Source organism: Micromonospora saelicesensis (assembly GCF_900091575.1).
GTDB lineage: Bacteria > Actinomycetota > Actinomycetes > Mycobacteriales > Micromonosporaceae > Micromonospora > Micromonospora saelicesensis.
This window is the reverse complement of the sequence record NZ_FMCR01000001.1, coordinates 1,556,821-1,579,737: the sequence shown is the minus strand read 5'-3', so window position 1 is coordinate 1,579,737 and position 22,917 is coordinate 1,556,821. Positions and strand designations below refer to the sequence as shown.

Sequence of the window (22,917 nt, the reverse complement as noted above, 5' to 3'; positions counted from 1 at the left end):
CGAGACTGCCGGGGTGGCCAAGCAACTCCCCGACGTGGGGTCGAGCGGTGCGGTACCGCCGCCCCGGCGGTCCCGGATCGTGCTGGCCGAGATCACCAGGCAGGACACCCGCGCCGAGCGGACCCGCGCCGAGCTGGCCCAGCAGACCCAGGTCGGCGAGGCGCTGGTCCGCGGCCTGGTCCGGGCCCAACTCGCGCTGGCGTTGCGGCTGTCCCTGGTGGTGGCCATCGGGTTGGGCGGGCTGCCCTGGCTGTTCGCGATCGCGCCCTCGCTCGGCCGGACCACAGTCGCCGGCGTCAACCTGCCGTGGCTGCTGCTCGGGGTGGCCTCCTTCCCGTTCCTGATCGGCGTGGGCTGGGCGTACGTGCGGCTGGCCGAGCGCAACGAGCAGGACTTCACCGACCTGGTGCAACGGCCGGAGCGCTGAGTGGGCAACGACTTCGTGGTCCCGGCCATCGTCGCGGTCACCCTGGTCACCGTCGGGATCGGCTTCTACGGGCTGCGGTTGGCCCGGACCACGTCCGACTTCCTGGTGGCGTCCAGGGCGATCAGCCCGACCTGGAACGCTGCGGCCATCGGCGGGGAGTACCTGTCGGCGGCGAGCTTCCTCGGCATCGCGGGGCTGGTCCTCAAGTACGGCGTGGACGTGCTCTGGTACCCGGTCGGGTTCGCCGCCGGCTACCTGGCCCTGCTGCTCTTCGTGGCCGCGCCGCTGCGCCGCTCCGGTGCGTTCACACTGCCCGACTTCTGCGAGTTGCGGCTGGGGTCGCGTCGACTCCGCATCCTGGCCACCGCCTTCGTGATCTTCATCGGTTGGCTGTACCTGGTGCCGCAACTCCAGGGTGCCGGGCTGACCCTGGCCACGGTGGCCGGCTCCCCGTACCCCCTCGGAGCCCTGCTGGTGGCGGCCGTGGTCACCGCGAACGTGGCGCTGGGCGGCATGCGCGCGATCACCTTCGTGCAGGCGTTCCAGTACTGGCTGAAGCTGACCGCTCTCGCCGTACCGGTGATCTTCCTGGCCCTGCAGTGGCAGGCCGACGGCCGCCCGGCGGTGACCCCGCCCGACGGGCCGACGTTCCGGGCCGCGACCACCGTCGTGGTCGAGCACCGCGCGACCCTCACACTGCCCGACGGTGACATCCGGGAGGTACGCCCCGGCGACGAGTTGACCTTCGCCGCCGGTGATCCGGTGCCGGACGTCTCCGGGGTGGCCACCGATGCCAACGACTGGTTGCTGCCCAGCGCGGCCGGTGACGACGACCGGGGCCTGTTCGCCACGTACTCGCTGATCCTGGCCACCTTCCTGGGCACCATGGGGCTGCCGCACGTGCTGGTGCGCTTCTACACCAACCCGGACGGCGCGGCGGCCCGCCGGACCACCCTGGTCGTGCTGGCGTTGGTCGGCGCGTTCTACCTGCTGCCCACCCTGTACGGGGTCCTCGGCCGGATCTACACCCCGCAGTTGCTGCTCAGCGGCCAGACCGACGCGGTGGTGGTGCTGCTACCCGAAGCGGCCCTGGGTGACGGCCTGGCCGGGCGGCTCCTCGCCGCGCTGGTCGCCGCGGGCGCCTTCGCGGCGTTCCTCTCCACCTCGTCCGGCCTGCTGACCAGCGTCGCCGGGGTGATCTCGACGGACGTGCTCGGCCGGGGTTCGGTACGCGGGTTCCGGCTGGCCACCGTCATCGCCGGCGGTGTGCCAGCGGTGCTGGCGCTGCACGTCTCCGGGCTGGACGTCTCGCAGGTCGTCGGGCTGGCCTTCGCGGTCGCCGCGTCGAGCTTCTGCCCGCTGCTGGTGCTCGGCATCTGGTGGCGCGGTCTGACCGACGTGGGCGCCACCGCTGGCGTGGTGGCCGGCGGCGGCGCGGCGATCGGCGCGGTGCTGGTCACCGTGCTCGGCCCACCGCTGTCCGGCTGGCCGGCCACGCTCATCGCGCAGCCGGCCGCCTGGACGGTGCCGCTGGCCTTCACCGTGATGGTCGCCGTGTCGATGGCGACCCGCAGGCGGGCCCCGGCCGACGTCGCCGCCACCATGCTCCGCCTACACACCCCGGAAGCCCTCCGCATGCAGTGATCACCGCCGCCGCGACGCCCTCAGTCATGATCATCGCCAGGCGCCTTCACCCTGACCCACCTTCACCCTGACCCACCTCCGCCATGGCAGAGGTGGGCCCGGGGCCGCCAACAGGTCAACAGGTGTCAGTACCGGCGCAGAGCCGCTGCGCCACCGGGCGGGCGTACCGCCGCGCCTCCTTCGGCGTGGTGTCCATGTCCAACGCGACCTGTGCCACCAGATCGCCCTGCCGTACGACGAGCCAGCGACTCCGCACGCCCTCGATGTCCGAGCCCACCAGCAGAGCCTCGTCACCGGCCCCCAGCCCGTCAGCCAGGACCGAAGTCGAGCTGGCTGCCCCGCTGGTTTTGCAGCCGGTGAAAAGTGCGCGGACCCCGTCCATATCAAGGGCAGCATTGCCAGCCGAGTAGCGGACGACCCGTTGGATCATGCTGTCGGTGGGCGAGTCGAACGACACGGTTCGCTGGGCGAGCCTGCCGTTGGACGTCCACGACGGTGCTTCGCGGCAGTAGATCGACACCGACTCCAGGCTCCAGTCGCCGTCGATGTCGCCCTCTGTCCTCGTGAAGCCGGCGGGCAGATCCGAGAGCTGCAGCATGGCTGCGGCCGGAATGGCCGGGTTGGTGGAACCGGCCGACGGCCGACCACTGGTACGTGATGGGCTCGAGGGCGGTGCGGCGGGAGTGGTGCTGGTCGTCGACGGCCGAGGCGCGACCGAGGTGGCCGACGGCGTGGGTGTCGGGGTGGGTGATCCGGTCGCCGGGAGCACCGGCGTCGGCGCCCCCTCCCGGCCGCCGGCCAGCGCCACCGCCCCGGTGGCGACCAGGGCCACCGCGACCACGCCGGCGAGCGCCGCCGCGATCCTCGTCTGACGGGTTCGCCGCCGGCCGCGCTCCCGCACCTGCTCGGTCGGGGCCCAGCTCAGGTGCTCGGTGTCCTGGAACAGTTCGACGAAGGGCTGATCAGGCATTGCTGACCTCCTCGGGGAGGGTGGTGCCGAGCAGAGGTGCGAGGGCCCTGCGCCCTCGGGCGAGCCGGGCCTTGACAGTGCCGACCGGAGCAGCAGTCCGCGTCGCGATGTCCGCGACCGAGAGATCCGCGAGGTGGTACAGAACGATCGCCTCGCGTTGGTCCCTCGGCAGCTGGCGTAACGCGGCGACCAGCGCGACGGTGTTCTCCGATGGTGGTCCGACAGCGGTCACCGGACTGTTCCGCCGATGGGCGGTGATCCCGTTCCGAATCTTCCGCCACCGGTTCTGGAGGAGGCGGTGTCCCACGACGTGCACCCACGCCTCCGGATCGTCGTACTCGCTGATGCGCCGCCAACGCTGCCAGGCCCGCACGTACGCCTCCTGCGCGGCGTCCTGCGCCTCGTGGATGTCGCCACCGAGCGCATACAGCACGGTGACCACCCGGTGCCTGCTGGCTCGGTAGAACTCCTCGAAGCCGTCATCTCTGTCCAATGTCCCTCCCCGTGTCGCTCCTGCCTCTGTCACCCGCGAGCACGGTGTCCGGTTGCATCAGGTTCCGCGAGGAGAGTGGCTCGTCCGCCTCGGGGATGATCGCGGGTCCGCCCGTCGCCGGACGGCGGAACTGGCAATCGACGGATAACGTCGGCGCATGACTGTTGAGCACCCCGCGCTCGCACTGCGTGGCCTGGCCAAGCGGTTCGACGGCACGATCGCGGTGGCCGGCGTCGACCTGGACGTCCCCGCCGGCTCCTTCTACGGCCTGCTCGGCCCGAACGGCGCCGGCAAGACGACCACCCTGTCGATGGCCGTCGGGCTGTTGCGACCGGACGCCGGCTCGGCCTGGGTGCTCGGGCACGACGTCTGGCAGGACCCGGTCACCGCCAAGCGGCTGCTCGGTGTGATGCCCGACGGGGTCCGGTTGTTCGACCGGCTGACCGGCGCGGAGTTGCTGGCGTACAACGGGTTGCTGCGCGGGATGGATCCGGCGGTGGTCGACCAGCGGGCTGCCGAGCTGCTGGACGTGCTGGCGCTCGGCGACGCCGGTCGGACGCTGGTGGTGGACTACTCGGCGGGCATGAAGAAGAAGATCGGCCTGGCCTGCGCGCTGCTGCACGGCCCCCGGGTGCTGGTGTTGGACGAGCCGTTCGAGGCGGTCGATCCGGTCTCCGCAGCGCTGATCCGGGACATCCTCACCCGCTACGCGGCCGGCGGCGGCACTGTGGTCTTCTCCAGTCACGTCATGGAGGTCGTCGAGCGGCTCTGCTCGCACGTGGCGATCCTGGCCGGCGGCACCATCAAGCGGGTCGGGACCATCGACGAGGTCCGCGGCGGTCGCTCGTTGGAGCAGGTCTTCGTCGAGGTGGTCGGCGGGCGCACCGCGACCGGCGAGGAGCTGTCGTGGCTCTCCCAGTGAGCGTGGACGCCACCCCCGCAGCGCCCGTACGCACTGTCTCCGCTCGCCACTTCGTGCGGCTCAAGCTGCGGGTGATGGGCAACAACTTTCGGGGCCAGGGCTGGCGGATCGCCCTGTTCGTCGGCGGCGCGTTGCTCGGGCTCTGGTTCGCCGCCGCCGGGTTCTTCCTCTTCGCCGCGCCGGGCCTGACCGGCAACGGCCGGTACGCGGTGCTGATCGCGGCGGCCGGTGGCGGGCTGCTGGTGCTGGGTTGGCTGTTCCTGCCACTTGTCTTCTTCGGTGTGGACGAGACACTGGACCCGGCCCGGTTCGCGCTGCTGCCGCTGCCCCGGCGCACGTTGGTGACCGGCCTGTTCGTGGCGGCCCTGATCAGCGTGCCGGTGCTGGCGGTGCTCATCGCGACGTTCGGGCTGGTGCTGACCGCCTGGTCGTTGGGTGGCTGGTCGGCGGGGTTGGTCGCCGTCGTCGGTGTGCTCGCCGGGATACTGCTCTGTGTGGCCGCCAGCCGGGCGGTGACCAGTGCCTTCGCCACCATGTTGCGGTCCCGGCGGGTCCGCGACCTGGCGGCCGTGCTGCTGGCGGTGACGGCCGCGCTTCTCGGCCCGTTGCAGGTCTTCGGCCTCGCCGCGCTGCGCGAGGCGGACTGGACCCGGTTGACCGGCGTGGCGACCGTGATCGGTTGGACGCCGTTGGGCGCTCCGTGGACCGTCGGCATCGACGTGGCCCAGGGGCGGGTGTGGGCGGCACCGGTCAAGTTGTTGATCACGGTGGTGGCGCTCGGCGCCCTGCTGGCCTGGTGGTCCCGGTCGATCGAGTCGGCGATGGTGGGTGCGGCGAGCGCCGGCAAGGCCCCGGTTCGGCGCGGGGTCACCGGCGGCGCTGTCGCCCAACTGTTTCCCCGGGTCACCACCTGGGCCGGCCGGGACCGGTTCGGTGCCCTGGTCGCCCGGGAGGCCCGTTACTGGTGGCGGGACGCGCGCCGCCGGGCCAACCTGATCACGATCGCGGTGGTCGGCATCTTCGTGCCGGTGTTGATCAACGTTACGGGCGGGGACTTCGCGTTCGAGGACGGTGCCGGGTTCACGGCGGCCGCCAGCGACAGCTCACCGGTGGTGGTCACCATCTCCATGCTCCTCGTGGGCGTGCTCGCCGCCGTCACCCTTGCCAACCAGTTCGGCTTCGACGGCAGCGCGTACGCGGCGAACGTGGTGGCCGGGGTCCCCGGCCGGGTCGAGTTGCGGGCTCGGATGACGGCCTTCTCGCTGTACGTGCTGCCGATGTTGGGCGTCGTCGCGGTGGTGTTGTCGTTCCTGCTCAGCCGACCGGAGTGGATCGGGCTCACCATCGGCGGCCTGGTCGCCACCTACGGCGCCGGGCTGGCGGTGAACAGTCTGATCTCGGTGCTCGGGGCGTACTCACTGCCGGAGACGAGCAACCCGTTCGCCATGAACAGCGGTGCGGGCCTGGCGAAGGGGCTGCTCACCCTGCTGGCCATGCTCGTCTCGGTGGTGGTCGCGGTGCCGATGGTGGTGGCCGCCGCGCTGCTCGGTGACGCGTGGCTCTGGCTGGCCCTGCCAGTCGGCGCCGCGTACGGGCTGGGCGCGGCGCTGCTGGGCGCGTACCTGGCCGGCGACGTGCTGGACCGACGCCAGCCGGAACTGCTGGCCACTGTCACCCCCCGGCGCTGAGCGCGGGCCGCCCCGTCCGGCCGAACGCCGGTCGGGGGCACCCGACCCTCGTTATGGTGCGAGCAGTCGGGGCGAAGGGGCGGTCGGCATGGGCTCGCGCACGCGTTACCGCAGCATCGTCGTCGACGGGCTCTCGATCTTCTACCGGGAGGCCGGCGCACCGGACGCGCCGGTGCTGCTGCTCCTGCACGGTTTCCCGTCCTCGTCGCGGATGTTCGAGCCGCTGTTCGATCGGCTCGCCGACCAGTTCCGGCTGATCGCGCCGGACTACCCCGGCTTCGGGCACAGTGCCGCCCCGGATCCACGGGGTCCGTACACCTTCGACCGGATCGCCGACACGATGGCGGGTTTCGCCGCCGCCGTCGGCGCGGAGCGCTACCTGCTCTACGTGCAGGACTACGGGGGGCCGGTGGGGTTCCGGATGGCCCTCGCCGATCCGGGTCGCCTGCGCGGCCTCATCGTGCAGAACGCGGTGGCCCACGACACCGGGCTGGGCCCGCTCTGGGACACCCGCCGGGCCTTCTGGCAGGACCGGGCCGCCCACGAGGCGGCGGTCCGGGAGAACATCCTCTCGCTGGCGGCGATCCGGACCCGGCACGTCGGCAACGATCCGGACCCGGAGCGGTACGACCCCGACCTGTGGGTCGACGAGCACGCCTTCCTCAGCCGCCCCGGGGAGATCGAACGTCAGGTGGACCTCCAGTACGACTACCGGACCAACGTCGCCTCGTACCCGACCTGGCAGGACTGGCTCCGCCGAACCCAGCCGCCGCTGCTGGTCGTCTGGGGTCGCTACGACACCTCGTTCGAGGTCACCGAACCCGAGGCGTACCGCTCCGACGTGCCGGGGGCGGACGTGCACCTGCTCGACGGGGGGCACTTCGTGCTCGACACGCGACCGGACGAGGTCGCCGCCCTGATTCGCTCCTTCGCCGGTCGGGTTCGGGCGACGGGCGGGACGGGTCACAATGTTTCACGTGAATCATGAGCCGGGTGCCGAGATCCACCACACCGATCCGTTCGCGGTTCCGACCGGGCAACGGTCGCCGGTACGCCGGCTGCGTGGTCGCCTCGCCGCACCGGTGACCCTCTGGACGGCGCCCGGTCCGGCCGGGCTGACCGTCTCGTCCACCCTGGTGGCCGAGGGGGAACCGGACCGGCTGCTCGGGCTGATCGACCCCGAGTCCGACCTCTGGGCGGCGGTCGAGGAGTCGGGTCGGTTCGCGGTCACGCCGCTCGGTCCGCCGCACCGGCAACTCGCCGACCGGTTCGCCGGCCTCTTCCCCGCCCCGGGCGGGCTCTTCGCCACCGGCGTGTGGAACGAGACGCCGTACGGGCCGGTTCCGGCGGACGCCGGCGGCTGGGCCGGGTGCCGGCTGGACACCGCCCGGGAGTACGGCTGGGGCCTGCTGATCGAGGCCACGATCGAGGCGGTCGACCTGGCCGGGGAGGCCACCCCGCTGCTGCACTACCGCGGTCGTTACCACGAGCTGCCGGCCTGAACGGACGCCTCGCCAGGGGCGACCGATCACCGCAGTGACCTGAGTCACTTGGCGCAGCCAGCCAACCGCTCGGCGCACTCGCCGACCGGCGTCGATCTCAGCCTTCCCTGCCGGGGAGTGCGCTCTTTACGGTGCGCGAAACTCCTCTGACGCCTGTGAAGGTGGTGATCCACAGATGTCCACGGACACACCCGCTCCGGCTGCTTCCCAGTCGGACAAGTACCTGGCCGTACAACGGTCGGACGAGTTCGCCGGGCTGCGGCGTGCGCTGCGCGGCTTCGTCTTCCCGATGACCGTCGCGTTCTTCCTGTGGTATGCGCTCTACGTCATTCTCTCCGCGTACGCCCGGGACTTCATGGGCACGAAGCTGTTCGGCAGCAACATCAACGTCGCACTGGTCTTCGGTCTGCTCCAGTTCGTCTCCACGTTCCTGATCGCCTGGCTCTACTCCCGGTACGCGGACCGGAAGATCGACCCCATCGCGGACCGGATCCGCGCCGAGATCGGGGAGGTGACCCGTGAAGACGGTTCACGCGGTTGAGACGTTCCTCGCGGCTGAGGCGGGCGATCACACCGCCCGCAACCTGACCATCACGCTCTTCCTGGTCTTCGTGGCGGTGACCCTGGGCATCACCATCTGGGCCAGCCGGCAGACCAAGACGGCGACCGACTTCTACGCTGGCGGCCGGTCCTTCTCCGGCTTCCAGAACGGCATGGCGATCGGCGGCGACTACATGTCGGCCGCTTCGTTCCTCGGTATCGCCGGCATCATCGCGCTGTACGGCTACGACGGCTTCCTCTACTCGATCGGCTTCCTGGTCGCCTGGCTGGTGGCCCTGCTGCTGGTCGCGGAGCTGCTGCGGAACTCGGGCCGGTACACGATGGCGGACGTGCTGGCCTTCCGGATGCGTCAGCGTCCGGTGCGTACGGCGGCGGCGGTCTCCACCATCACGGTGTCGATCTTCTACCTGCTCGCCCAGATGGTCGGCGCCGGCGCGCTGGTCGCGCTGCTGCTCGGCATCCGGCCGGGGACGACCTTCCTCGGCATGGACGCGGACACCGCGAAGGTGGCCACCATCATCATGGTCGGCACGCTGATGATCATCTACGTGACCGTGGGTGGCATGAAGGGCACCACCTACGTGCAGATCGTCAAGGCGTTCCTGCTCATGGGCGGCGCGCTGTTGATGACCATCCTGGTGCTGGCGAAGTTCAACTTCAACCTGTCGGAGCTGCTCGGCCAGGCGGCCGCCGCCTCCGGCAAGGGCAGCGCGTTCCTCGAACCCGGGTTGCGGTACGGCGTCGAGGTCGCCGGCAACTCGACGCAGACCTTCTACAACAAGGTCGACCTGCTGTCCCTGGGCATCGCCCTGGTGCTCGGCACCGCCGGCCTGCCGCACATCCTGATCCGCTTCTACACGGTGCCGACCGCGAAGGCGGCCCGCAAGAGCGTGCTCTGGGCGATCGGCATCATCGGCACCTTCTACCTGCTCACCCTGGCCCTCGGCTTCGGTGCGGCGGCGCTGGTGGGCAGCCAGGCGATCACGGCACAGGACAAGGCCGGCAACACCGCCGCGCCGCAGTTGGCCGAAGCGCTCGGCATCGACTTCTTCGGCGGTGAACTGGGTGGGGCAGCCCTGCTGGCGATCATCGCGGCGGTCGCCTTCGCCACCATCCTCGCGGTGGTCGCCGGGTTGACGCTGGCCTCGTCGTCCAGCCTGGCGCACGACTTCTACGCGAACGTGCTGAAGAAGGGTGAGGCGTCGGAGCGGCAGGAGGTGCGGGTCGCCCGGATCTCCGCCCTGGGGATCGGCGCGGTGTCGATCGCCCTGTCGATCTACGCGCAGAACCTCAACGTGGCGTTCCTGGTGGCGCTGGCCTTCGCGGTCGCCGCCTCGGGCAACCTGCCGGCGATCCTCTACAGCCTCTTCTGGCGGCGGTTCAACACCTCCGGCGCGGTGTGGGCGATCTACGGCGGGCTGCTCTCGGCCGTGCTGCTGGTGTTCTTCTCGCCGGTGGTCTCCGGTGCGGCGACCTCGATGTTCCCGGACCACGACTGGCAGTGGTTCCCGCTGTCCAACCCGGGCATCCTCTCCATCCCGTTCGGTTTCCTCTGCGGGTGGATCGGCACTGTCATCTCCAAGGAGCACGACGAGGACAAGTACGCGGAGCTGGAGGTGCGCGCCCTCACCGGCTCTGGCGCCCACTGATCGCGGCACCTGTCGAGGGGTCCCCTGTTGACGTGCGACGTCAACAGGGGACCCCTTCCGCAAATTCGGCGGTCGGTAGGCTGAGCGGCATGAAGGTTGCTGAGCGCTTTGGTTCCGATCACCGCGTCCTCGTCACCGGCGGAGCTGGCTTCGTCCCGTCGCACCTGGTGGACGCCCTGATCGCCCGAGGCTGCACGGTGGTGGCGCTGGACAACTTCGTGACCGGCTCCAAGGAGAACGTCGCCCACCTGCTGGATCGGCCGACCTTCACCCTCGTCGAAGCGGACATCTCCGACGGTCTGCCGACCCATCACCCGGCGCTGGCCGAGCGGTTCGACGCGATCCTGCACATGGCCTCTCCGGCCAGCCCCACCGACTTCGCCCAGTTGCCGGTGGAGATCCTCCGGGTCGGCTCGGTCGGCACCCTGCACCTGCTGGAGCGCGCGGTCGCCGACGGCGCCCGGTTCCTGATGGCCTCCACCTCCGAGGCGTACGGAGACCCGAAGGAGCACCCGCAGCGGGAGACCTACTGGGGCAACGTCAACCCGATCGGGGTCCGCAGCGTCTACGACGAGGCCAAGCGCTTCTCCGAGGCCGCGACGATGGCGTACCACCGCTACCGCGGGCTCGACGCGGCGATCGTCCGGATCTTCAACACGTACGGCCCGCGGATGCGCCCGGACGACGGCCGCGCCATCCCCACCTTCATCTCCCAGGCGCTGCGCGGCGAGCCGATCACCGTGCACGGCACGGGCAACCAGACCCGGTCCATCTGCTTCGTCGAGGATCTGGTGCGCGGCATCCTGCTGCTGCTCGACTCGACCGAGACGGGCCCGGTCAACTGCGGCACCGAGCACGAGCTGACCATGCGGCAACTCGCCGAGTTGATCGTGTCGCTCTCCGACAGCACCTCGAAGGTGACCTATGTCACCCGCAGCTCGGATGACCCGGAGATGCGTCGACCGGATCTCACGCTCGCTCGTGAACTGCTCGGATACGAGCCGTCGGTCGCGCCCGAAGATGGCCTGCGACGCACGATCGAGTACTTCCGGTCGCGGCTAGGGTAACCAGATTTTCGCGTACCGCCTGCCGCTGAGTGTCGCCTGAAGGCGGCAGTGGCTCCCGCTACGTACCCTGAGTTACATGTCCGCGACCTCGTCTGCCGACGCCCCGCATCCGTACCTGCACCGCAGCGCCGGGCGCGCGTCGGTGCCCGGCCCCGATCGGGGCGCGTCCGGGCGTGCCCGTCCGACCGAGGCGCGCTTCTACCCGTCGTACGACGAGGAGCAGCCCCGGTCCGGTGGCCCGGCGGGGCCCACCGGGCCCGGCGGTCCGGGTGGCACCGGTGGTCCGGGGCGGCGCGGCCCTCGACCGCGCTGGGGTCGGATCGCCCTGGTGGCCGGGGCCGCGGTGCTGGTGCTGGCGCTGCTCGGCAGCGTCGGCGCCTGGTTGTACGCCCGCAACCTCAACAGTGACCTGGCCCGCACCGACCCGTTCGCGGAGATCACCGGTGGCCGGCCCGCCAAGACCGTCGATGGCGCGCTGAACATCCTGCTGGTCGGCAGCGACTCACGGGACCCGGACGCGCCGGTCGACAGCAAGAGTCAGTGGCGCGCCGACACGATCATCATCATGCACATTCCGGCCGACCACCAGGAGGCCTACCTGGTCTCCATCCCCCGGGACCTGTACGTGCCGATTCCGGAGAGCGCCGGCGCGGACTGCGGCTCCGGTTCCCGCGCGAAGATCAACGCAGCGTTCGCGTTCGGTGGGCTGCCGCTGGCGGTACGCACCGTGGAGTGCTTCACCGACGTTCGGATCGACCACGTGATGGCGATCGACTTCGGCGGTTTCAAGGAGGTCACCGACGCCCTCGGCGGCGTGGACCTGAAGGTGGAGCGCACCATCACCTCGATCCACAAGCCGTACCGGACCTTCACCAAGGGCACCAACCACATGGACGGCGCGGAGGCACTGGACTGGATCCGGCAGCGCAAGCAGTTCCCGGACGGGGACTTCGCCCGGATGCGGCACCAGCAGGAGTTCCTTCGGGCGCTGATGGACAAGGCGGCCAGCACCGGCACGCTGGCGAACCCGAAGAAGCTCAACGATTTCCTGAAGTCGGTGACCGCGGCCGTAACCGTCGACCAGACTTTCTCGGTTACAGACATGGCGCTGCAGTTCCGTAACCTGCGCGGCCAGAACCTCACCTTTGTGACCAGCCCGAACTCGGGTAGCGACACCATCAACGGCGAGTCGGTGGTGGTGTCGGACCGGGAGAAGGCGCTCGCGATGTACCAGGCCATGTCCGCGGACACGATGGCCGACTGGGTCAAGGCGAACCCGCCGAAGAGCAACGACGGCGGCTGACCGCGGCCCGACTGGCACCAGCCGTTCGGGTCATCGAGCAGCGACGATCGAATGAGTCTGCCAAATTCGACGTCCGGATTGACCCGGGATGAACTCGCCAAGTCGATTTGATGTACGTACAGTGGTGCCGCCCCCTCCTGATCACGAGCTGGAGCACGCATGCCGGTTCAGGCCAGTCGTCGCCCTTCTTCCTCCGGGTCCGCCGCCCCCAGCGGTCGAGTCGCTGCGGCCATACCCGCGCAGGCACGCCCCTCGGGCGGTGGGCCGGGCTCGCGTCCGCCCGGAAGTGGCGGTGGCGGCGGTGGCGGCGACCGCCCGGGTGGCGGTGGGTCGAAGAAGCGGACCAAGCGCAAGGACCCGCTCTGGGCCAGGCTGACAGTTGTCTTCGGTGCCGTGCTGATGCTGAGCAGCGGGGTGGCCATCGTCGGCAGCAAGGCGTTGATCGGGCAGGCGACCGGCGGCATCGCGAAGGGCAACCTGCTGGGTGATGCCGGCAAGTCCGACGCCGAGGGCGGTGCGAGCCTGGACGGCCCGATCGACATGCTGCTGCTCGGTGTGGACGCGCGGGAGCGCTGGGCCGCCGACGACGTCCGCTCGGACAGCATCATCATCCTGCACATTCCGGCCACGCACGACCAGGCGTACCTGATCTCGATCCCCCGGGACACCGAGGCGCAGATCCCGGCGTTCAAGAAGAGCGGCTACGGCGGCGGCTCCGGAAAGATCAACGCCGCGTTCCAGGCCGGTGCGGCCAACGGTGGCGGCTGGGAGGGTGGCGCCCAGCTGATGGCCCAGACGATCAAGCGACTCACCGGGATCAGCTTCGACGGCGCGGCGATCATCAACTTCGGTGGCTTCAAGAACGTCATCGACACCCTGGGCACGGTGCGGATCTGTGTCAGCCAGGAGGTCAAGTCGCTGCACATGTCGTACGTCGACGGCAAGCCGATGTGGAACGCGGACGCCAAGAAGACCGGCAAAGAGCGGACCCCGGTGGTGCACAAGAAGGGCTGCCAGGAGATGGAGGGTTGGGCCGCGCTCGACTACTCCCGCCAGCGCAAGTCCCTCAAGAACGGCGACTACGACCGGCAGGCCAACCAGCAGCAACTGATCAAGGCGATGGCGAAGAAGGCCACCGAGGGCGGGATGTTGTCCAACCCGGCCAAGATGAACAACCTGATCAAGGCGGCGGGCAAGGCGTTCGTGCTGGACACCGGCGGCGTGCCGATCGAGGACTTCATCTTCACCATGCGCGGGGTCACCGGCAACGAGCTGACCATGCTCAAGACCAACAACGGCACCTTCCACGCCAACGACAACAACACCGAGGGCTTGAGCGAAGAGACGATGGCGATGTTCCAGGCGGTCAAGCAGGACAAACTCGCCGAGTTCGTCTTCACCCACCCCGAGGTGATCTCCACCCGCAAGTGAGGCCGAGTCGCGGAAAGCCAGCGACGGCCCCGTCACCGCCCGTAGCCTGACGTGAGCAGGTTTCACGTATCGGCTGCGGGGAGGCGGTCACGCCCAGGTGGGGACGGAACGCAGCGGACCGGGCCGAAGCGGCCCCGTCCGCCCGGTCACCTCGCGCCCGTTGGCCGCGGATCCTGCTCGGCATCGGCCTGGCTCTCGTCCTGCTGGCGGGGCTCGCCGTGGCCGGGCTCAAGACGCTCAGCCACCGCTACGACCGCACGGTGGCCAAGGAGCAACTGCTCGACGCCGACGCCCGCACCGAGCGCACCGACCTGGACGGGCCGCTCAACTATCTCCTGGTCGGCTCCGATCGACGCCCGGGCGACAGCGGCCCGGACCAACGTTCGGACACCATCCTCATCGTGCACGTCCCCGCCGGGCAGCGGGAGGCGTACCTGGTCTCCATCCCGCGTGACCTGCTGGTCGCCATCCCGCCCGCGAACGGCTTCGGCGGCGGTCAAGACAAGATCAACGCCGCGTACGAGCACGGCGGCGGCGGGCAGGCCGGCGCCCAACTGCTCTCCACCACCCTGCACCGGCTCACCGGAATCCGGTTCGACGGTGCCGCGCTGATCGACTTCTCCGGCTTCCGGAAGGTCATCGACCTGCTCGGCGGGGTGGAGATGTGCGTGGACACCGAGGTCCGCTCGATCCACACCAACCGTGTCTTCGCCACCGGCTGCCAGCAGATGGACGGGGCGCAGGCGCTGGACTACGTCCGACAGCGTTACGACCTGCCCGGCGGTGACTACGACCGACAGCACCACCAGCAGCAGTTGCTCCGGGCGATGCTGGACAGCGCCGGCAGGGCGGACCTGCGGAGCAACCCCGTCAAACTGGACCAGGTGCTCCGGGCAGTCGGCGGCTCGTTGACCGTCGACACCAACGGCGTACCCCTGGAGGACCTGCTCCTCGCGCTGCGCGCGCTGCCGCCCGACGGGATGCGCGGCGTTCAGGTGCCCTCCTCGCCGCAGACCATCGACGAGGTCTCGTACGTGGTGCTGGACAACGGCGGCAACGGGCTCTTCGAGGCACTCCGCGGCACCCGGGTGCCGGCCTGGGCGCAGGCCAACCCGCGCTGGGTGACCCGGTTGTGACGGTGCCGACGGCCCGGTCGGTGCCGAACCGGGCCACAAGGATCTAGTGTTGCTTCCTGTGTTCGGACCCCAGGTTCCCACCGTGCCCGTGACCGAGATCGCCGACGAGACCTACCTGCTGGATGTGCGGGAGGACGACGAGTGGGCGGCCGGCCACGCGCCCACCGCCCACCACCTGCCGATGATGGAACTGCCGGCCCGGCTGGCCGAGGTGCCCACCGACCGGGAGGTGGCGGTCGTCTGCCGTTCCGGCGGGCGTTCCGCCCAGGTCGTCGCCTACCTGATCAACAACGGCTGGGAGCAGGTGCGCAACGCCGACGGCGGGATGCGCCAGTGGGCTGCGGTCGGCCGACCGGTGGTCGACGCGAACGGGCAGCCCGGCCAGGTCATCTGAGGCCGGCGGAATGGGCGGGCCACTGGTCTTCGCGCACCGCGGCGCCTCGTTCGACCTACCCGAGCACACCCTCGCCGCGTATCTGCGCGCCCTCGACGAGGGCGCCGACGGCCTGGAGTGCGACGTCCGGCTGACCCGGGACGGGCACCTGGTCTGCGTGCACGACCGACGACTCGACCGAACCAGCAACGGTCGCGGTCTGGTCAGCGCGCGTACGCTCGCCGAGCTGGACGCCCTGGACTTCGGCTCGTGGCACCCGGGCAGCGCCCCGAACGGCGACCTGCCACCGGACGAGTCGCACACCCGGCTGCTGACCCTGGCCCGGCTCCTGGACGCGGTGCTCGCCGCCGGGCGGCCGGTCCGACTGCTGGTGGAGACGAAGCACCCGTCCCGCTACGGCTCGAACGTGGAACGGCGACTGGTCAGCCTGCTGCGCCGGTACGGGCTCGCCGACCCCGCGCCGGACGACCCGGTGCAGGTCACCGTCATGTCGTTCTCCCCGCTGGCGGTCCGTAGGGTGCGCGAGCTGGCCCCGACGCTGCCCACCGTGCTGTTGCTGGAGGTGCTGCCGCGCTGGCTGCGGTTGGGTCGGCTGCCGTTCGGCACCCGGATCGCCGGGCCGGGCATCGGCCTGGTCCGGGCCCGCCCGCAGTTGCTGCCCGCACTGCGCGCGGCCGGCAACCAGGTGTACGTCTGGACGGTCAACGAGCCGACCGACCTGGAGCTGGTGCTGGCCGCCGGGGTGGACGGGATCATCACCGACCGGCCCGCGTACGCCCTCGCCCGGCTGGACCGCTGACCCACGACCGGGCGGGGGTGCCCAAAACCGGGTCGGCGGGGCAGACTCGGCACATGCCGGAGCGTATCGATTTCCCCGCTCTCATCGCCGGCCACACCGTCGTGATCGAGATGATCAACTCTGGGGACGCGGGCCTGCCGGTCCTCACCCAGCTGCTCCGGGTGGCCCAGCCGGCGCTCGGCGCGACCGGGATGGCGTTCGTCGAGTTCGGTCCGACCGGCGGTCGCGTCATCGCCGCGACCGGCGCGGCGGAGTGGGCCCTCGGCCGACCACTGGCCGTCGACGACCCGGACACCGTCTGCCTGCTCTCCGGGCCACGGGTACGCCAGGCGCGGGTGAGCGACCTCAACGGCAAGCTGGCCGGCGAACTGGCCGGCAGCGGCCTGCGCCGGATGGTGGTCTCCCGGGCCGAGATCGGCGGTCACACCGTCGGCAGCCTGCACGCGCTCTATCCGGGCGACGACGAGCCGGGCGCCGAGCAGCAGGGAGTCATCGCCTATCTCGCCTCCTGCATCGGGCACATGTACGGCGACCAGAGTGGCCTGCCGGTGCACGGCGACGGCCCGGTGGTGGCGGCCCTCGCCGACGGGCTGGCCGTCGTCGACCGGGACGGGCACGTCCGGCTCTGGAACCCGGCCGCCGCCCAGGTCACCGGCCGGACGGTCGAGCAGGCGCTGAGCCGCCCGTTGCCGTTCCCGCTGCCGCCCTCCGGGCAGGTTCGGGACCACCGCATGCCGGACGGCCGCTGGCTGCGGATCACCTCCGGCGACCTACCCGGCCCAGGCACGTTACGGGTGGTCACCTTCCGCGACATCACCGACCAGCAGCGCCGCGACCACGACCGCGAGCTGTTCGTCGCGGTGACCAGCCACGAGCTGCGCACCCCGGTCACCGTCATCAAGGGGTACGCGGACACCCTCACCGACCACTGGGAGTCGCTGACCGACGTCGACCGACGGCAGGCGGCCCGGGTGATCGGGCAACGCGCCAACGAGCTGGCCCGGCTGGTCGACCGTCTGCTCAGCTCGGCGGCCGAGGTGGGGCCGGGCGACGACCCTCCCACCCCGTTCGACCTCGGCGAGGCGCTGCGCTCCGCCGTCGTCGACCTGCCGGCGGAGCTGCGCCGCCGGCTGGTGCTCCGCCTCCCGAGCGATCTGCCCAAGGCGCTCGGTCACCGGCCCAGCCTGTCCACAGTGCTGACCGAGTTGACGACCAATGCCGGTAAGTACTCGGCACCCGGTTCTCCCATCGAGATCACCGCCTCGGGCGACGGTCATCTGGTGGCGTTCCGGGTCAGCGACCAGGGCATCGGCATCCGACCCGAGCACGTGGAACGGGCGTTCGACCGGTTCTGGCAGGGCGAGTCCGGCGACCGTCGCGGCTACCCGGGGGCCGGGCTCGGCCTCTATCTCGTCCGCCGGATCGTTGAACAGCAGAATGGATGGGTATCCCTACGTCCGAGGACCGGCGGCGGTACGGTCGCAGAGGTGCGGCTACCACGCGGTTGACCAGGGGTGGCGCGACGTGGAGGCGACGGTGGCAGCGGCAACGAGGGATCGAGCCTGGTGCGTGGTGGTTCCCCACCACCCGGGCGGGGCACGGCTGGCCAGACACCGGCTCGCCGCCGAGCTGACGGACGTCGTACCCCCGACGCTCCTCGCGGACCTGATCGCGGTGCTCGCGGAGCTGGTGGGCAACGCGGTGCGGCACGCCAGACCGCTGCCCGGCGGCGTGATCCGGGTTGCCTGGCAGCTACGGCCCTCGACCGAGGGCGCACTGATCCAGCTGCGGGTCACCGACGGCGGCAGCGCGAGCACCGGGCCACGGCTCCGGACGGCCAGCCCGGACGCGGCGGACGGGCGCGGGCTGCACATCGTGGCCGGCCTGGCCACCCGTTGGGGCGTCGAGCAGGACGGCATGGGCCAGCGCGTCTGGGCGGAGTTCGACCCGGCGCCGACACCCCGACCCGACCTGGTGCCGGCGGGCTGAGGACCGGCTCGGGCGGGTCCCGGTCACGGCGAGCCGCTCGGGGCTCTAGGCTGTGACGCCGTGAGTAAGCGTCGAAAGAGCCAGCGCGCCGCCGCCGACACCACCCCCCGTCGCGACAAGGTGCGGGACGTCTTCGTGCCGCGTCCGTTCGACGGGCTGGTCGACGAGTCCGAGTGGATCGCGCTTCGCGAACTGGTGCCCGCCGCCTCCGCCCCGCTGCGGCTGGCGCCCGCTCTGGTCGAGGAATTCGGCGACCGGACGGCCACGCTCGCCACGGTGCTGCCGATGGCCGCCCCGGCGATCACCAAGCCGGACGGCCGGGTGCTGATCGGTCTCCAGCGCCACCAGCAGTCCGGTGACGTGTCGCGGGATCTGGCCGACGCGTTGCTCAGCGCGCTGCGTACCGAGCCGGGTGGCCAGGTGGCCGTGCCGCCACTGCCCGGCCCCGGGCCCCGGCTCCAGGACATCCTCGTGGACGGTCCGCTGGACATCACCATGCACGACGGTTTCGACTTCTGGCTCGACCCCGGGGCCGCCGACGATCCGACCGTCCAGGCGTCGCTGGAGCGGGCGAACGCGGCCATCTACCCGACGGTCCGGCTGACAGCGGCGAAGGCCGCGTACTGGTGTCAGGTCCCGGAGAAGGCCCACGTGCGCTGGGTGCTGCCGGACGACGAGGACGCCGCCCTGGACGCGCTGGCCCGACTCGGCGCGGCCGGCACGCTGACGCTCGGCGAGCAGACCAAGTTCGCCGGCATGTTCCGGGCGCACGGTCGACTCGTGCCGGTCTGGGACCTGCCGGAGGAGACCCCCGCCGCCGAGTGGGAGGAGCCGGTGGCGCAGTTCGCCAAGCGGTACGCCGAGGCGCTCACCGTCACCGACCCACTCGACGCCGCCGGCCGCCGGGCCCGTCAGGGGCTGCTCGGCCGCCAGCTCACCCTGCGCTGAACCGGGGCCGTCGTCCCGCTGAACCGGGGCCGTCGTACCGCTGAGCCGGGCGGCGGGTGCGGTCGTCGGGTGCTCAGCCGGCGACGGGTAGCGGGTCCCGGGTGATCGGGCAGGACATGCAGCGCGGTCCGCCCCTACCGGAGCCCAACTCGGAGCCGGCGATCGGGATCACCTCGATGCCGGCCCGCTCCAGTTGGGCGTTGGTCTCCGTGTTGCGCTCGTAGCCGACGCAGAGCCGAGGGGCCAGCGCGAGGGTGTTGTTGCCGTCATCCCACTGCTCGCGTTCCGCGGTCACCGGATCCAGCCCGGTGTCGATGACCCGGAGCAGGTCGAGGTCCATCGCGTCGGCGGCGGCCCGCAGGAACGGCGCCGGCCCGTCCACCCGCGGGTCCTCGCCGTCCCCGCCGGCGATCACCGTGTACGCGGACAGCGTGCTCGCGATGTTGGGGTACATCAGGACGGCGTCCACGTCGACCATCGTGCACACCGTGTCCAGGTGCATGGTGGCGCGCTTCTGGGCGATCGGCACCACCAGGATGGTGTGGGCCAGGCCGGCGGCGAAGACCTGCCGACCGAGGCGTTCCGCGCCGGCCGGGGTCGTCCGCTCACCCACCCCGACCGCCAGCACCCCGGGCGCGAGCAGCAGCACGTCCCCGCCCTCCAGGTGCTCGAGGCTGGGACGGTAGACGAATTCGGTGCCGGCGAACCGGGGGTGGTGGCGGTAGATGGCGTCGGTCAGGGTGGTCTCACGGCGGCGGGCCGGCATGGCCAGGCTGGTGACACCGACCCGGTCGCCGATCCACAGCGACGAGTCGCGGGTGAAGAGCAGGTTGGGCAACGGGTCGATGACGAAGTCGTGTCGGTCCATCAGCGTGTAGACCAGGCCGCCCGGCCGCTCGGAGCTGATCCGCAACTCCTCGTGGGCCAGCCCGGCGGTGAGCACGTCGGCCAGCGCGGCCGGGTCCAGGTAGGAGAGGTGGTCGGCGACGCGGGCGCGCAGCGTGTCGCCGAGCCGCCGGGAGCGCAGCACCTGTTCGGTGAGTTCGGCTCGGGCGTCCGCGACGGCCAGCGTCTCGGCCAGCAGGGTGGCCAGGTAGAGCACCTCGACGCCGCGCTCGCGCAGGGCGGCGGCGAACGCGTCGTGCTCCTCCTGGGCGCGCCCCACCCAGGGGATCGCGTCGAACAGGAGCGAGTCGTTGTTGCGCGGGGTGAGCCGGGCCAGTTCGGGGCCGGGCCGGTGCAGCAGTACGGTGCCGAGCCGCCCGACTTCACTGTCGACGTAGTGGGTCACTCCCGCAGCGTAGGGCAGGGTTTAGCGGCATCCGAGAAAAGAACTGTGGATGAATATGGCATTCATCCACAGTCACTCCGGCGCTCCGGCTTGCCGAACACCGGTAGTGGCAACGTAGGGTAGTGAGGACATAACTTCGAGGGACCTTTTGCCGGAGGTCGCGATGACTGTCTTTCCCGCACGACGAGCCGTACCGTCCGCTCGGGCACTGCCGCCCGTCGCGGTGCCACACCCCCGCGTCGAGGCGCCGGGGGTTCTCGAACCGGTCCGTCCGACACCGCTCGAATGGGCCCGCCGCCGTCGGGCCGAGCGGGGTGCACGCCGCCTGGAGGCGGCCGGGGCACGGGCGTTGGGCCAACTCGACCACCTCGGGCCTGCCTGGCACGTGATCGAGTGGCCGCGCACCGACGTGACAGACGTCCTCGACCGCGGTCAGGACGAGCGGGCCGGGTTCCTCGCCATCGGGCCAAGTGGCCTCTTCGCCGTGACCATCGCCGACCACGGCCGAGCCAGGGTGCTCGTCGCCGGAGACGTGGTGCAGATCAACGGCAAGCGGCCTCCGTACGTGGCCGAGTCCCGCCGGGACGCGAAGCGGGCCAGCAAGGCGCTCTCCGAGGCGGTGGGGCTGCCCGTTCCGGTGACGCCGGTGCTGACCTTCGTCGGCTCTGGCGTGATCAGCGTCTACGGCCTTCCGAAGGACTGCCTGATGGCCACCCACCGGGAACTGGACCGGTTGCTCGTGGCCGGCGGCAGCCGGATCAGCCCCGCGACCGCCGAGAAGCTTTCCCGGGTCGCGCAGCACCCGGGCACCTGGCTGAACGGCACGTATCGTCCAACCGCCGACTACCGGTGGTACGAGGAGGGCCGAACGGCCGCTGACAAGCCGGCCCACCGCCGGTAACGTCACCGGCGACGCCACGCGGCTCCGGTCCCCCCGTTCACCTCACCGGTCTCCGCGCCGTCACCGGTCGCCTCGGTTCACGCTGCGCGCCCCGGTGACCCGGTGCGCTCGGTGATTCCGTCGGCGACCCGCTAGCGTGGACAGTCGATCGGTGCACATAGGAGGCGCGGTGGCCCACGTCGAACTTTCGCTCTCGGAAGCGTTCGTGCCGGCGGCGCGGGCCTCGACAGAGCCGGAGTCCGACAACGTCGGCCAATGGTCGTCGACAGTCTCCCGCGCCGATGAGCCGTGCCTGCTGATCGACGCCGACACCCTGGTGGTGGCGATCTCCACGGCCGGTTGCGAGCTGCTCTGTCTCGGTGAGCCGGCCGGGCTGATCGGGCGGCCGTTGCTCGATGGCGGGCTGCGCCTGCTCGACTTCACCGCCAACCGGGGCGAGCTGACCGAAGCCGAGATCGACAAGATTCCGCCACTGCTGGCGCTCTCCTCCGGCCGACTCGCCCGTGGGCTACTCAGGGTGCAGGCCGCCTCGGCGAACAGCTCCGACGCGACAGTTGACGCGATCTCCACCCCGGTGCTCACCGACGGCACCGTCGCCGGCTCACTCACCTTCTTCTCCGAGGTCTGACCTGCGGCGCGGTGTGTCCTTCGCCGCACGCGGCGTTGCCGGGGTGGGTCCGCACGAAGGCCGTAGGGTGCCCTCATGCTCGATATCGCTCTACTGCCGGGGGAATACGCTGTGTGCCGGCTGGCCGCCGGCACCACCCTGCCGTACGCGCTGTCGAGTGGGCTGGGCGGCGCGGACGTGGTGACGGTGAGCTGGACCTCCGACGGGATCTCGGTGATCTGCCCAGTCGACCGGGCGCCGGCACATGCCGTGGTGGAGACGACCTGGCGCTGCCTACGGGTCACCGCCCCGGTGGCGCTGGCCGGCACCGGCAGCCTGGCCGCGCTGGTCGACCCGCTCGCCGAGGCACGGGTCAGCGCCGTCACGTTCTCGACGTTCGACACCGACTATCTGCTGGTGCCGACCGTCCGGCTGACCGAGGGCACGGCCGCGCTCCAGCGCGCCGGGCACCGCGTCACCGGCTGACCTTCACCCGACCGGCCGCTCACCCTACGATGGGCTCGGCCACCCCGGCCGCGACGAATTCTCCGATGTCCCGAGGATCGGCCCGTGCCGTTCACCCCACCCCTGTCCGCGTCCCCCTCACCGCGGTCGACGATCCACACCCCACCGGCGACTCCTGGCCGGGCAGCCGATCGCGTTCCGGCGCGGAGCCTCGCCCGAGTCCTGCCGATGGCGCTCGCCGTCGCGGCGCTGGCCGGCTGTGGCGCCCCGCCCGGGCTGGGGGAGCCGACCAGCGTGCCCACCCACACCGCGGCCCCGACACCGTCCGGCCCGAGCACCGCACCGGCCACCCCGCCGACCACCGCGCCGTCTCTCGGTACGGTCACGCCCACCCCGGACGCCGGGTTGGTCGCGACGGCCTGCCGCAACGGGCCGACCGGCCAGCGGGTGCTGCAACTGTTGCGCGGCAGGGCCGGAGTGCTGCCGGCGAACGTCCGGGTCCAGGTCCGCACCGGGCCGCTCTGCGCCGGCGACTGGCAGTTCACAGTGCTGACGGTGACCGGGCACGAGGAACTCCAGGTGGTCACCCGGGGCGAGCCCGGTTCCCCGGTGCTGGTCACCGCCGGCACGGACGTCTGCACCATCGAGGTACGCGCCACCAGCCCGGCCGGGATTCGCGCCCTCGCCTGCGACGCCGGCCCGGCCAGCGGACCGGGTGCGTAGGCTGATC

At 71.2% G+C, this 22,917-nt stretch carries 23 protein-coding genes and 1 pseudogene; 21 read left to right on the top strand and 3 right to left on the bottom strand.

The window, feature by feature from the left end; all coding sequences use genetic code 11:
* Positions 1 to 13 precede the first annotated feature (13 nt).
* Positions 14 to 427 (top strand): DUF485 domain-containing protein, encoded by a 414-nt coding sequence (locus GA0070561_RS07470; protein WP_238687560.1) that lies wholly within the window; start codon positions 14 to 16, stop codon positions 425 to 427.
* Positions 428 to 2,071: a sodium/solute symporter gene (locus GA0070561_RS07465; RefSeq protein ID WP_091396835.1), complete on the top strand. Its 1,644-nt coding sequence runs from the start codon at positions 428 to 430 to the stop codon at positions 2,069 to 2,071.
* A 115-nt stretch (positions 2,072 to 2,186) separates the two neighbouring features.
* Here the strand turns inward: GA0070561_RS07465 and GA0070561_RS07460 are convergent, their stop codons facing one another.
* The gene (locus GA0070561_RS07460) at positions 2,187 to 3,041 is read right to left on the bottom strand and encodes a hypothetical protein (protein WP_091396831.1); all 855 of its coding nucleotides are present in this window, start codon (positions 3,039 to 3,041) and stop codon (positions 2,187 to 2,189) included.
* Positions 3,034 to 3,534, bottom strand: a complete 501-nt coding sequence (locus tag GA0070561_RS07455; RefSeq protein ID WP_091396827.1) for a SigE family RNA polymerase sigma factor — start codon at positions 3,532 to 3,534, stop codon at positions 3,034 to 3,036. The genes GA0070561_RS07460 and GA0070561_RS07455 overlap by 8 nt, the downstream gene beginning before the upstream one ends.
* 157 nt (positions 3,535 to 3,691) lie before the next feature.
* Here GA0070561_RS07455 and GA0070561_RS07450 point away from each other — a divergent pair, with 157 nt between their 5' ends.
* The 15 genes and pseudogenes from GA0070561_RS07450 to GA0070561_RS07380 all read left to right on the top strand — a co-directional run bounded on the left by GA0070561_RS07450 (position 3,692) and on the right by GA0070561_RS07380 (position 18,923).
* Positions 3,692 to 4,456 (top strand): ABC transporter ATP-binding protein, encoded by a 765-nt coding sequence (locus GA0070561_RS07450; protein WP_091396824.1) that lies wholly within the window; start codon positions 3,692 to 3,694, stop codon positions 4,454 to 4,456.
* The gene (locus GA0070561_RS07445; protein ID WP_425255884.1) at positions 4,441 to 6,144 is read left to right on the top strand and encodes an ABC transporter permease; all 1,704 of its coding nucleotides are present in this window, start codon (positions 4,441 to 4,443) and stop codon (positions 6,142 to 6,144) included. Before GA0070561_RS07450 ends, GA0070561_RS07445 begins: the two co-directional genes overlap by 16 nt.
* 88 nt (positions 6,145 to 6,232) lie before the next feature.
* On the top strand, positions 6,233 to 7,132 hold the full coding sequence (locus GA0070561_RS07440; RefSeq protein ID WP_091396818.1) for an alpha/beta fold hydrolase: 900 nt from the start codon (positions 6,233 to 6,235) through the stop codon (positions 7,130 to 7,132).
* A pseudogene (locus GA0070561_RS07435) lies at positions 7,095 to 7,646 on the top strand (flavin reductase family protein); the annotation flags it as partial. The gene GA0070561_RS07440 and the pseudogene GA0070561_RS07435, both read left to right, overlap by 38 nt.
* 175 nt (positions 7,647 to 7,821) lie before the next feature.
* Positions 7,822 to 8,187 (top strand): DUF485 domain-containing protein, encoded by a 366-nt coding sequence (locus GA0070561_RS07430; RefSeq protein ID WP_088950720.1) that lies wholly within the window; start codon positions 7,822 to 7,824, stop codon positions 8,185 to 8,187.
* Positions 8,165 to 9,856, top strand: coding sequence for a solute symporter family protein (locus GA0070561_RS07425; protein ID WP_091396810.1), 1,692 nt, complete (start codon positions 8,165 to 8,167; stop codon positions 9,854 to 9,856). Before GA0070561_RS07430 ends, GA0070561_RS07425 begins: the two co-directional genes overlap by 23 nt.
* A gap of 89 nt (positions 9,857 to 9,945) precedes the next feature.
* The gene (locus tag GA0070561_RS07420) at positions 9,946 to 10,923 is read left to right on the top strand and encodes an NAD-dependent epimerase/dehydratase family protein (RefSeq protein WP_091396807.1); all 978 of its coding nucleotides are present in this window, start codon (positions 9,946 to 9,948) and stop codon (positions 10,921 to 10,923) included.
* 76 nt (positions 10,924 to 10,999) lie between these two features.
* Positions 11,000 to 12,226: an LCP family protein gene (locus GA0070561_RS07415; RefSeq protein ID WP_091396803.1), complete on the top strand. Its 1,227-nt coding sequence runs from the start codon at positions 11,000 to 11,002 to the stop codon at positions 12,224 to 12,226.
* 399 nt (positions 12,227 to 12,625) lie between these two features.
* On the top strand, positions 12,626 to 13,657 hold the full coding sequence (locus GA0070561_RS07410; protein WP_244166111.1) for an LCP family protein: 1,032 nt from the start codon (positions 12,626 to 12,628) through the stop codon (positions 13,655 to 13,657).
* A gap of 218 nt (positions 13,658 to 13,875) precedes the next feature.
* Positions 13,876 to 14,793, top strand: a complete 918-nt coding sequence (locus tag GA0070561_RS07405) for an LCP family protein (protein ID WP_244166080.1) — start codon at positions 13,876 to 13,878, stop codon at positions 14,791 to 14,793.
* A 58-nt stretch (positions 14,794 to 14,851) separates the two neighbouring features.
* Positions 14,852 to 15,187: a rhodanese-like domain-containing protein gene (locus GA0070561_RS07400; protein ID WP_030487745.1), complete on the top strand. Its 336-nt coding sequence runs from the start codon at positions 14,852 to 14,854 to the stop codon at positions 15,185 to 15,187.
* A gap of 10 nt (positions 15,188 to 15,197) precedes the next feature.
* Positions 15,198 to 15,986, top strand: coding sequence for a glycerophosphodiester phosphodiesterase (locus tag GA0070561_RS07395; protein ID WP_091396796.1), 789 nt, complete (start codon positions 15,198 to 15,200; stop codon positions 15,984 to 15,986).
* Positions 15,987 to 16,039: 53 nt separating this feature from the next.
* Positions 16,040 to 17,494 carry a PAS domain-containing sensor histidine kinase gene (locus tag GA0070561_RS07390; protein ID WP_091396793.1) on the top strand — a complete coding sequence of 485 codons (1,455 nt, stop codon included), beginning with the start codon at positions 16,040 to 16,042 and terminating at the stop codon, positions 17,492 to 17,494.
* A 61-nt stretch (positions 17,495 to 17,555) separates the two neighbouring features.
* Complete coding sequence (locus GA0070561_RS07385; protein ID WP_244166079.1) at positions 17,556 to 17,975, top strand: ATP-binding protein; 420 nt, start codon at positions 17,556 to 17,558, stop codon at positions 17,973 to 17,975.
* A gap of 60 nt (positions 17,976 to 18,035) precedes the next feature.
* On the top strand, positions 18,036 to 18,923 hold the full coding sequence (locus GA0070561_RS07380) for a DUF5926 family protein (protein ID WP_091396786.1): 888 nt from the start codon (positions 18,036 to 18,038) through the stop codon (positions 18,921 to 18,923).
* A 73-nt stretch (positions 18,924 to 18,996) separates the two neighbouring features.
* Here GA0070561_RS07380 and GA0070561_RS07375 read toward each other — a convergent pair whose 3' ends face one another.
* The gene (locus tag GA0070561_RS07375; RefSeq protein WP_091396783.1) at positions 18,997 to 20,214 is read right to left on the bottom strand and encodes an arginine deiminase; all 1,218 of its coding nucleotides are present in this window, start codon (positions 20,212 to 20,214) and stop codon (positions 18,997 to 18,999) included.
* A gap of 163 nt (positions 20,215 to 20,377) precedes the next feature.
* Between GA0070561_RS07375 and GA0070561_RS07370 the strand changes: the two genes are divergently transcribed.
* The 4 genes from GA0070561_RS07370 (at position 20,378) to GA0070561_RS07355 (ending at position 22,910) form a co-directional block, all read left to right on the top strand.
* A complete protein-coding gene (locus GA0070561_RS07370; RefSeq protein WP_091396779.1) occupies positions 20,378 to 21,115 on the top strand; it encodes a hypothetical protein in 738 nt (245 codons plus the stop codon).
* Between the two features lie 169 nt (positions 21,116 to 21,284).
* Positions 21,285 to 21,743 (top strand): hypothetical protein, encoded by a 459-nt coding sequence (locus GA0070561_RS07365; protein WP_091396776.1) that lies wholly within the window; start codon positions 21,285 to 21,287, stop codon positions 21,741 to 21,743.
* A 75-nt stretch (positions 21,744 to 21,818) separates the two neighbouring features.
* Positions 21,819 to 22,208: an ACT domain-containing protein gene (locus GA0070561_RS07360; RefSeq protein ID WP_091396773.1), complete on the top strand. Its 390-nt coding sequence runs from the start codon at positions 21,819 to 21,821 to the stop codon at positions 22,206 to 22,208.
* A gap of 207 nt (positions 22,209 to 22,415) precedes the next feature.
* Positions 22,416 to 22,910, top strand: a complete 495-nt coding sequence (locus GA0070561_RS07355; RefSeq protein ID WP_091396769.1) for a hypothetical protein — start codon at positions 22,416 to 22,418, stop codon at positions 22,908 to 22,910.
* Positions 22,911 to 22,917 lie beyond the last annotated feature (7 nt).